The organism is Aestuariispira insulae, assembly GCF_003385955.1.
Taxonomy (GTDB): domain Bacteria; phylum Pseudomonadota; class Alphaproteobacteria; order UBA8366; family Aestuariispiraceae; genus Aestuariispira; species Aestuariispira insulae.
In genome coordinates, this window is sequence record NZ_QRDW01000014.1 from 71,863 (window position 1) to 82,525 (window position 10,663).

General features: G+C 58.0%; 1 protein-coding gene. It reads left to right on the top strand.

What is annotated here, in order from left to right; translation table 11 throughout:
- Positions 1 to 13: 13 nt before the first annotated feature.
- On the top strand, positions 14 to 10,663 hold a 10,650-nt coding region (locus DFP90_RS20625; protein WP_245957138.1), incomplete at its 3' end, for a calcium-binding protein.

The following is a 10,663-nucleotide window of genomic DNA, read 5'->3' on the forward strand; positions in this document are numbered from 1 at the left end:
CTGGGGGGACGCTATGCGTCAGGTGGTTTGTTCGAGTGCACAACTTCCGCGGGTTCTGTTTTTCAACATCGACTCCGGGTTGCGCGATGATCTGCTGAGTTCTTCTGCCTGTGCTGGCAATGTGCCGGACCTGCCGGAGCCCGAGGGGCTTAAATTCCTGACCCCGACCGGGGAATATACCTCTCTGGCGGAGCTGAGTGCGCCGCTCTCCACCCAGACAGCCATTCCGGGCTATGGGGTCCGGCGGACCGGACGGCGCACCACCGTCTACAATTTCACTGTCGAAGGGCTGCATACCTATGTGGCCGGCGGTTACCGGGTCCATAACGATTCCATCCAATATTACCGCGGCGTCGGCAGTGTGCTTGGCGGCGCCCTGTTCCAGGAGCTGGGTGAGCGTCTGTTTGGCGACAGTGTCGCCGTCGGAATTGTCTCCGGTGCGCTTGGCCGCACCCTGGGCGGCGATGTCGGGCAAGTGATCCATGATGCTGTTGAAAATACGAGCACGCTTGATCTGGCGAAAGCGGTGGACACATTCGGTGTCCGCTTTGCCGGCGCTGTGACCTCTTCGGCTGTTTCTTTTGGCGTGAGCCGTGTTGTTGACAATGTCCTGGGCGATACTCTGGGCGATGGTTATCTGGGCGGTGCCATTTCTACCGCCTTCAAGGCGGCCGGCAGCTCGCTGATCATGGGTGGGATCGGCACGGTCCTCAAAGAGGCTGGCGTGTTGACCACCGAAGCCGGTTTCGGAGCCTTTGGCCTGACGAAGCAGTTGGATACTGCGGGTAAAGAAATATTCGATGCCGCCGGCAACAATATCTATAGCTATGATCCGATGAGTATCGGTGGCGCGATTGCCGGTGCCGTGGGCAGTTATCTGGGATCCCGGCTTGCCATGTCCGTCTTCAGCGGTAACCCGCAGAGCATCAGCATTGGCTCTGCCGTGGGCTCTACTGTTGCGACGATTGGTGTGACCGCGTTTGCTGTAAATGGCGGTCTGGTCGCTTTAGGGGCCGGTTTTGCTGCCGGTTCTACAGCTACTTTCGGTGCTGCTGCTGCCGCGCTGGCCACCAACCCAGCCGGTTGGGCAGTGCTGGCCGTGGCGGCCTTTGTTGGTTCCTTCCTTGGCGGCGGTATCGGCAGTCTGTTTGGCGGTGGCGGCGGCAAGCCGATCGGGCACGCAAATGTCGATTTCAATTACAGCAAGGGCGAATATTATGTGTCCGGCTGGGGCACGGACAATGGCCTGGATGCCAATGTTGTCATCCAGTTGGGTGAAGCAGCCTCCGACCTGTTGAATGGCACGATCGGGGCTGTTGGCGGTGTGGTCAAGCGTGCGCCCGGCGGCGGCGGATACGGCTGGAGTGAGCATGGCTACGGCTCGCCGGCGGGCACCTTCTCCAGCGCGGAGCAGTCGATTAAGCGTGGCGTCCTGAAAACCCTGAAGAGCAGCGCCCTGGAGATCGAGGGCGGCGACCTCTATATGAAGCGCGCCCTGCGGCGCACTAACGCCAGCACTTTCGATCAGCTGCAAACCGACCTGAAAGCGGCGGCACAATTCGGTCTTTATAATGACAACAAGGCCCTATTCAACGATTTCATGGACCTGCAGGGGCCGACCATGCGCAAGAAATGGGAGGCGATGCTGGAGCGCTCCCTGGAGCTGGGTCTGGATAAGGCAACCGCCACCGACACTGTCGCACGCGATGCTTTTGACCTTCAAGACGCGCTTTACGGCACGGATCACGATGATGATCTGTATCAGGCGGCTGAGGCCGCAGCGATGGAATTGGGCGAGAACCAGGCCAAGTCCGACTTCCTTGTGTTTGACCTCGGCGGGGATGGCATCGAGCTTACCGATGCGGAAAAATCTAATGTCCTGTTCGATATCGACCAGGACGGCTATCTGGAGAAAACAGCCTGGATCGGCGCCAATGACGGTCTTCTGGTCCGTGACTGGAATGACGACGGCAAGATCAACGATATTTCCGAAATCTATACCCGGCTGGCACCCGAAGATCCGAATGGCGCGCCGGAACAAAACTGGCTGGCGTCAGAGGACAGCAACCATGATGGCGTCTTTGACGCCCAGGATGAGGATTTCGACAAGGTCCGCATCTGGCGCGATACAAACCAAAATGGGATTACCGAATTTGGCGAGCTGCACGCGCTTCACCGCCTTGGCATCACGGCGATCCGACTGACGGGGCTGCAGGCGGCCGGCGAGCTGATGAAAGGAAACCAGATTACCTACAGCTCGCGTTTTGCGCAGCTGGGGATCAAAGACCGCTTCTCGGCGGGCGTTTATGGTGTCTCGCTCAAACATGATAGCCTGGGCCTAGGCTTTGACGATCTGGATGATGATGCCTCCTTCTCTATGATTGACCTTGAAGGCCGGGACAATGTTCTGGTCGCGCAAGGCAGCGAAAATCTCAGTGTTGAGATCGACGCATCGGCCAGCGGCATCATTATCGGCGGCGCCGGTGATGACGAGATGGACGGCAGCAAAACCGGCGGCGAAGACGGCTCGCAAGGCGTCATCCTGAACGGCGAAGATGGTGATGACACCTTGTTGGGCGGCAGCGGGAAAGACCGCCTGACCGGCGGTACCGGCAAGGATATTTTGAAGGCCGGCGCAGGCGATGACATCCTGGCCATCGACGCGGATGACCTCAAAGACGGCACAGATAATATCGATGCCGGTGAGGGGCAGGATATCATCGTTGTTGACGGCGACGAAGGGGTTACTCTGGATATCACCGCAGTTAATGCGGAAGCGGCAATTGGTAATGCCGGAGATGATATTCTCTCGGTTTCCGCCGATATCGATGCTGTACTGATTGGTAAGGACGGCAACGACACACTGACCGGCGCAGGCGGCGATGACCAGATTGACGGCGGCAGCGGTGATGACCATCTGACAGGCAATGCCGGCGATGACCGGCTGAAAGGCGGCGCAGGCTCTGACACATTCTCTGCAGGCGCCGGGGATGACATTCTCTATGTCGATGCGGAGGATGAGATTGCGAATATCGATGCCGGTGTGGGCATGGATATCGTGGTTGCGGAAGGCAGCGGCTCGGTCAATCTGGATGCTTCGGCAATGAATGCCGAAATTGTTGTCGGCGGCGCGGGGAATGACATCCTGTTTACCAGCGGTGAAACATCCGTGGAGCTGCATGGCGGTGCCGGTGATGACACTCTCTCTGGCAGTAATGCGGCTGATACTTTCGTCGGTGGCGCTGGCCTTGACAGCGTAAGCTACGCCGATGCGGACAGTGCGGTTTCCGTGAATCTGACGGATAAATCCGTTTCCGGCGCGGCGGCGGGCGATGTGCTGATGGGAATCGAAGGGGTGATCGGCACGGATTACGATGATCAGCTCGCCGGCGATGACCAGGCGAATATCCTGCGCGGCGGCAAGGGTGCGGACCAGCTGGACGGTGGCGCAGGCGACGATATTTTGGAAGGTGGCGCGGGTGCTGATACCCTTAAAGGGGGCGAGGGCTCGGATACGGTTTCCTATGAAGGCTCTAACCGTGGGGTGGTTATTGATCTTTCCACCGATCCGGTCAGCGCTTCCGGCGGTGATGCGGCTGGGGATGTTTTTGAATCCATTGAAAATGCAATCGGTTCCAGGCATGCGGACCGCCTGATCGGCGATGCCAATGCCAATACGCTGGCTGGCGGCGCGGGCAGAGATACCCTGATTGGGGGAGGCGGCGCGGACCGCTATGTCTTCAATCTGGGTGACGGCGCGGATACTGTGATCCATACCGGCGACGACGGCGCGGTCCAACTGGGAGACGGCATCACCGCCGAGAATGTTGCTTTTGTCCGGGTTGGCAATGACCTTGTGGCGCAACTGATTTCTAGGGCTGACTCCGTCACAGTCAAAGGCTGGTTTACCAATGCCGAAAACCGGCCGAAATTCCTGTTGAATGACGGTTCCGAACTGGCGGTTGAAATGGCTGTTAAAGGCGGGGCAGACGGAGAAACCCTGACCGCCTCGAATGCAGGCGGCACTTTGTTGGGGCTGGCGGGGAACGATACTCTGAAAGGCGGCGATGGTAAGGATGTTATGTCTGGCGGGGCCGGCAGCGATTTGCTGGAAGGGGATGCCGGTGATGACGTCTACCATTTTGCCCGTGGCGACGGCAGCGATGTGATCAACGATCACTACCGTTATCGTGAAGCCTATACCTATACCACGCAGGAACGGGGACGCTGGATTACTCAGTTCAACGGGGAAAACAGCAATCCGACAACCCGCTGGGTGAAGGGCGGTGGCGAAGATACTTTTGTCCGGACTTTCCATCATACCGGCTATCATGACCGGCATGGCGACGGCGGTGATGATGTCCTGGCGTTTGGCCCTGGGATCTCGGCGGATGATCTTGTCATGACCATTGAGGGGAATGACCTCGTCATCGGGATACTGGGCGATGACCGTGACCAGGCCTTTGCCGATCTGACCGATAAGATCAGGCTGAAAAACTGGCTGGATGAAAAGGACCGGATTGAAAGGTTCACTTTCAGCGACGGTGACACTGCCAGCCTGGATGTGCCGAAAATCGTTACCCGCATCGGGACCGATGGCGCGGATGTCTTCACCATGAAGAATATCGCCCTGACGGCGGGGCTGGGTGATGGTGATGATATTGTCACAGGCAGCAATAAAGGGGATGTGATTTCCGGCGATGACGGCAATGACGTGATCGACGGCGCTGAAGGCGATGACGCGCTGTCCGGCGACCAGGGCGATGATACCATCTCCGGCGGCAAGGGCGGTGACTATCTCTTTGGGGGAGATGGGAAAGACACCTTGTCTGGTGGCGAGGATGCGGATTTGCTGCGTGGCGATGATGGCGATGATCATCTGCTTGGCGGTGAGGGCCAGGACAAGCTGGTCGGGGGCAAAGGCGCGGACCTGCTGGATGGCGGTGAAGGGCTTGATACCGCATCCTATGAGGATTCCGAGACCGGGGTCACGGTTGATCTGTCCACCGGCACCGGTAGTGGCGGCCAAGCGGAAGGGGATCAGTTTGTCTCGATCGAAAATCTCGAAGGATCGGCGCATGACGACATCCTGACCGGCGATGACAAGGCAAACATCATCCGTGGCGGCAAGGGCCAGAACGAATTGCATGGCGGCGCGGGCGAGGATCTGCTGATTGGGGATGTGGATGATGACCTGCTTGTCGGTGGTGCTGACGATGATGTGATGATTGGCGGCACTGGTGCAAACACCTATTTGTTCGGAAAAGGGTCTGGCCATGACATCATCCGGGATGAGGGCGAGGGGTCCAAAGTCATCCTGGGTGCAGGTATTTCCGGTGAGGATATTCAATTCTCCCGCGTGGGTGATGATCTGGTTGCCGTTATTTCCATGAAGGACCGCCTGACGGTTCGGAATTGGTTTGTCAAACCGGTCCATCAGGTCGATTTCTTTGATGCTTCTGGCAACGAGATCACTGTGACTTTCCTTGGGGATCATCGGAACAACCTTCTGGTGGGCGATTCCGAAAGCAATATTTTGGAAGGCCTGGATGGTGACGATGTGCTCGATGGCGGTGCCGGTGCGGATACGCTGGATGGCGGCACAGGCGCTGACACGGCCTATTACGGAAATTCCAACGCCGCGGTGACAGTTGACCTGTCGGGTGACACGCCGTCCGTCTCGGGTGGCGATGCCGAGGGGGATCATCTGATTTCCATCGAAAATGTCACCGGTTCCGATCACGCCGATACGCTGACCGGTTCCGATGGCGACAACAGCCTCACGGGCGGTAAGGGGGCTGATAAACTGGATGGTGGCGCGGGTATCGATACCGCGATCTATTCCGCATCTGCGCATGGCGTGACTGTGAGCCTGGCAACAGGCCAGGGCTCCGGCGGCGAGGCAGAGGGCGATACGCTAACCTCTATTGAGAATATCTTGGGGTCGGCTTATGCGGACACGCTGGTCGGATCGGATGGTGATAACCTGATGCATGGTGATTTTGGTGCCGACAGTCTGATGGGCGGTGCCGGGAATGACCAGATGATGGGCGGCTGGGGCCATGACCGGATTCATGGCGGCACCGGTGATGATACCCTGAGTGGCGATGTGGGGAATGACTTGCTTCTCGGCGGGGATGGCAATGATGTCATCCGGGGCGGCCTGGGCAATGATACCGTGTCTTATGCCGATGATACCAAGGGTGTGTCAGTCAACTTGGCTGCCGGTCGTTCGACCAATGATGCGGTCGGTGATGATTTCTTTGCCACCGAGGTCCGTCCGCGCCAAGTGGCATATACCTACACGAAAACCATCGTTCGCACGGTTCCGAGCGGCGAGCAGGGCACGCGCAGGATAACCGAACGCAAGCAGGCGACTGGCTATCGCACGGTCTATGATATTATTCCGACGGATTTCGACGGCAACCAGGACAGCTTGGAGAGTGTTGAAAATGTGACCGGTAGCCGGTATGCGGACCGGATCCAAGGCGATGGTGCCGCCAATATTATCGAAGGCGGCCTGGGTGATGATACCCTGGATGGCGGTGCCGGCAATGACGTTTATGTCTTCAGCCGGGGGGATGGCCGCGATCAAATCCATGACCTGCATGAGGTGACCGAAATACGCCAACGCCAGGAATCCGAGCGGCGCACACGGCGTGTGGAATATGTGAATGGAGAAGGGGTTACCCGCTATCGGACGGAAGAATACACCCACACCTGGAATGTGGATTACGATGTGCAGGTCGAATTGGATGGTGGCCAGGATATCCTAAAGTTCGGTGCGGGGATCATCGCATCCGATCTGGTTCTGCAGCGCGATGGCAACGATATGCTGATCGGACTTCGCGATCCAGAAAACCCCATGGCTGCGGTTTCTGACCTGGGGGATGTGATCCGGGTCAAAGACTGGGCGGATTCGAAAAAACGGATCGAGAAAATCCGGTTCGCGGATGATACAGAAATTGACATCAGCGGCATCGAAAATGCTGTATCCGCTGACGGGGAAAACACCTCTATTGAAGGCAGTAGCGGTGCTGACTGGCTGATTGGCGGGGCGTCTGATGACACCCTCTACGGTAAGGGCGGCAACGATATTCTGATCGGCAATGGCGGCCAGGATACCGCCGTACTGGAGGGCAATCTCCGGGATTATGAGATCGAACATCTCGAAAATGACACTGTGCGGCTGACCCATAAGGGGACAGGTGAGGTGGTCGTGCTGCAGGCGGTTGAGCAAGTGAATTTTGCCGATGCCTCAATCTATGTTGATGGTCGGAACAACGACCCGGTTCTGTCGCTGGACCTCCTGGCCCAGCAACAGCAGCCGTCGCTGTTGATCCTGCCGGGCACCAGCGTTACAGGTGCGTTGGATGTTTATGACGTGGATGGGGACACATTGTCTGTGGCTCTGGCCGGGACTGTCGAAAACGGCACTTTCGAGATCCTGGATGGGGTGAATTATAAATATACCCCGGATGCCGGCTTCAAAGGGGTCGAGATTGTAACCCTGGAAATCACCGATGGTAAGGGGGGCAAATCGACCGGATATTTCCGGATTGGTGTTGGCGTTTTGCGCGGCACTGTCAATGATGACAGCCTTACAGGCCTTTCTGGAGATGAGGTGTTGTATGGCCTCGAGGGCAATGATCATCTCAAGGGGCTTGCCGGGAACGATACGCTTCATGGCAGCAATGGTGCGGATGTTCTGGACGGCGGCAGCGGTGAGGATCTCGCGAGCTATGAAAATTCATCGGAAGGCGTGACGGTTGATCTGGTTTCAGGAACCGGTGCGAATGGCACTGCTGGCGGTGACCAGCTTGTCAGCATTGAGCATGTGAAAGGCAGCAACCAGTCCGATACGCTGACGGGCAATGACGGTGACAACAGTCTCACCGGCCTATCCGGGGAGGATGTCCTGGTTGGCGGTGCCGGTGCGGATGATCTTATTGGCGGTGCCGGGAACGACACCTTGATGGGCGGTCTTGGCGATGACGTCTATGTTTTTGGACGGGACAGTGGCAAGGACCTCGTGATCGATCATCATGAGGCTACCGAGGCACGCCAGCGCCAGCGTTCGGAACAGCGGACGCGACAGGTTCAATATACCAATGGCGAAGGGATAACCCAGACCCGGACCGAACATTACACCCACCACTGGACCGAGCATTACAATGTCCAAGTCATAAAGGACGGCGGCAATGATGTCCTGAGATTTGAAACCGGCATCGGCGTTGACGACCTCGTGGTTACCCGGATCGGCGATGATCTTGTTGTCGGGCTGGGGGTTGCTGGCGGAACGAGAGACCTGCAGGAAATCGGTGATCAGATCACCCTGCAAAACTGGTTTGGCGATTCCAAGGACCGGATCGAGAGTTTCCTGTTTGCCGACGGTCAGGAAATAGGCGTTGCCGGAATTGTAGGCCTGCTCGGCACGGACCAGGATGACAATCTCAGCTGGACGGAAACGGCTGCCACACTTCATGGCGGGCTTGGTGATGATACACTGAGCTCCGGGGACGCGGATGATGTCATTACGGGTGATGACGGAAATGACAGACTGACATCAGGGGCCGGCGACGATACCCAGGACGGCGGCTCCGGCAATGATTTTCTGGATGGGGGTGCCGGCAATGATACCCTGAACGGCGGCACCGGTGATGACACCCTGTTAGGTGGCTCCGGTAATGACAGCCTCAGCGGCGGTGCCGGCAATGATATTCTGACCGGCGGTACGGGCAGCGATAGCTTTGTCTTTGGTGCCGGCTCCGGACTGGATACCATCGAGGATGCGGAAACCATAGATCAGATCGTGTTGACCGGTGGTCTTTCCGCGTCAGGCGTCACATTTGTCAAACGGGACGACTCCCTTGTGCTGATCCTGTCGGATGATGATCAACTGACCATCAAGGGATGGTTCAGCGGCACTGAATTGCCGATTTTGCTGGAAGATGGCACAGCGTTGACGGTACAGGTCGCGATCGCCGGGACAGAAATCGGTGAAACCGTTGCCGGTACGGACAATAACGACATTATTAATGCACTCGGCGGGGATGACACGGTCATCGGCGGGATCGGAAACGATACCCTGAATGGCGGTCAGGGCAACGACCGGCTCGAAGGTGGTATTGGCGATGACGTCTATCTGTTCGGCCGCGGCGGCGGCAAGGATGTGGTGGTAGACCATCATGAGGTGACCGAGGCACGCCAGCGCCAGCGTTCGGAACAGCGGACGCGCCAAGTTCAATATACCAATGGCGAAGGGGTGACCCGGACCCGAACCGAACATTACACCCATCACTGGACGGAACATTACACGGTCCTGGTGGAACAGGATGCGGGCCAGGATATCCTGCGTTTCGAGGCCGGTATTATGGCTTCCGACCTGGTGGTCACCCGGATTGGAGATGATCTGGTTGTGGGGCTGAGTGGGGACACGCAATCCCGGAACCTGGCGGATCTAGAAGACCAGATTACCTTGACCGACTGGTTCACGGACTCCAAAAACCGGATCGAACGGTTTGAGTTCGCCGATGGCACCGTTCAGGACGTGGCCCAAATCACTGCCCAGATGGGGTCAAGTGGCGACGATACGCTTACCTGGACCGATACAGCGGTCACCCTGCGCGGAGGCGAGGGGAATGACAACCTCACCAGCGGCGCATTTGCTGACCGGCTCGAAGGGGGCGAAGGGAATGATACCCTGTCAGCCGGGGCTGGTGATGACATTCTTGATGGTGGCACCGGTGATGACGTCCTTGACGGCGGTGCTGGCAATGACGTGCTTGAAGGCAGCGATGGCGCTGACCAGCTGACCGGCGGTGCGGGTGAAGATACCCTTTCCGGCGGCGCCGGGGACGACATCCTGACCGGCGGTCAGGGCAACGACACGCTCGACGGTGGGATCGGCAACGATACCCTTGTCGGTGGGGAGGGATCGGATGTCTTCCTGTTGACCGCTGAGGCGGGTCTGGATGTGATTGAGGATGCGGATGGTTCAGATCGCATTGTCCTGGCGGACGGGATAAGTGCGGAACAGGTTGTGTTCCTGAAAAACGACAATGATCTGACATTGATCCTGACGGAAGAAAGTCAGCTGCTGATCCGGAATTGGTTTACCGGATCGCGGCCTTCAATAGAAACCAGCGATGGCACGTCGGTTCCTGTGACTGTCGTTATCCAGGGGTCTGCGGAAGGCGAAATATTGGCCGGTTCTGACATGAATGATTTCATGGTTGGTTTTGCCGGCCATGACACCCTGATCGGTGGCGCAGGCAATGATACGCTCTCCGGCGGTGCGGGATCGGATCTGCTGCAGGGCCAGGATGGCGATGACATCTATATGTTCGGCCGCGGCTATGGCGCGGACAGTGTGCTTGATCATCATGAGGTGACCGAGGCACGCCAGCGCCAGCGTTCGGAACAGCGGACGCGCCAGGTCCAATATACCAATGGTGAAGGGGTGACCCGGACCCGGACCGAACATTACACCCATCACTGGACGGAACATTACACGGTCCAGGTGGAACAGGATGCGGGCCAGGATATCCTGCGTTTCGAGGCCGGCATTACGGCTTCTGACCTGGTGGTGACCCGGATCGGGGATGACCTGGTTGTGGGGATCGCCGGGCCGGATGGATCACGTGACCTTTCCGCAATCGCA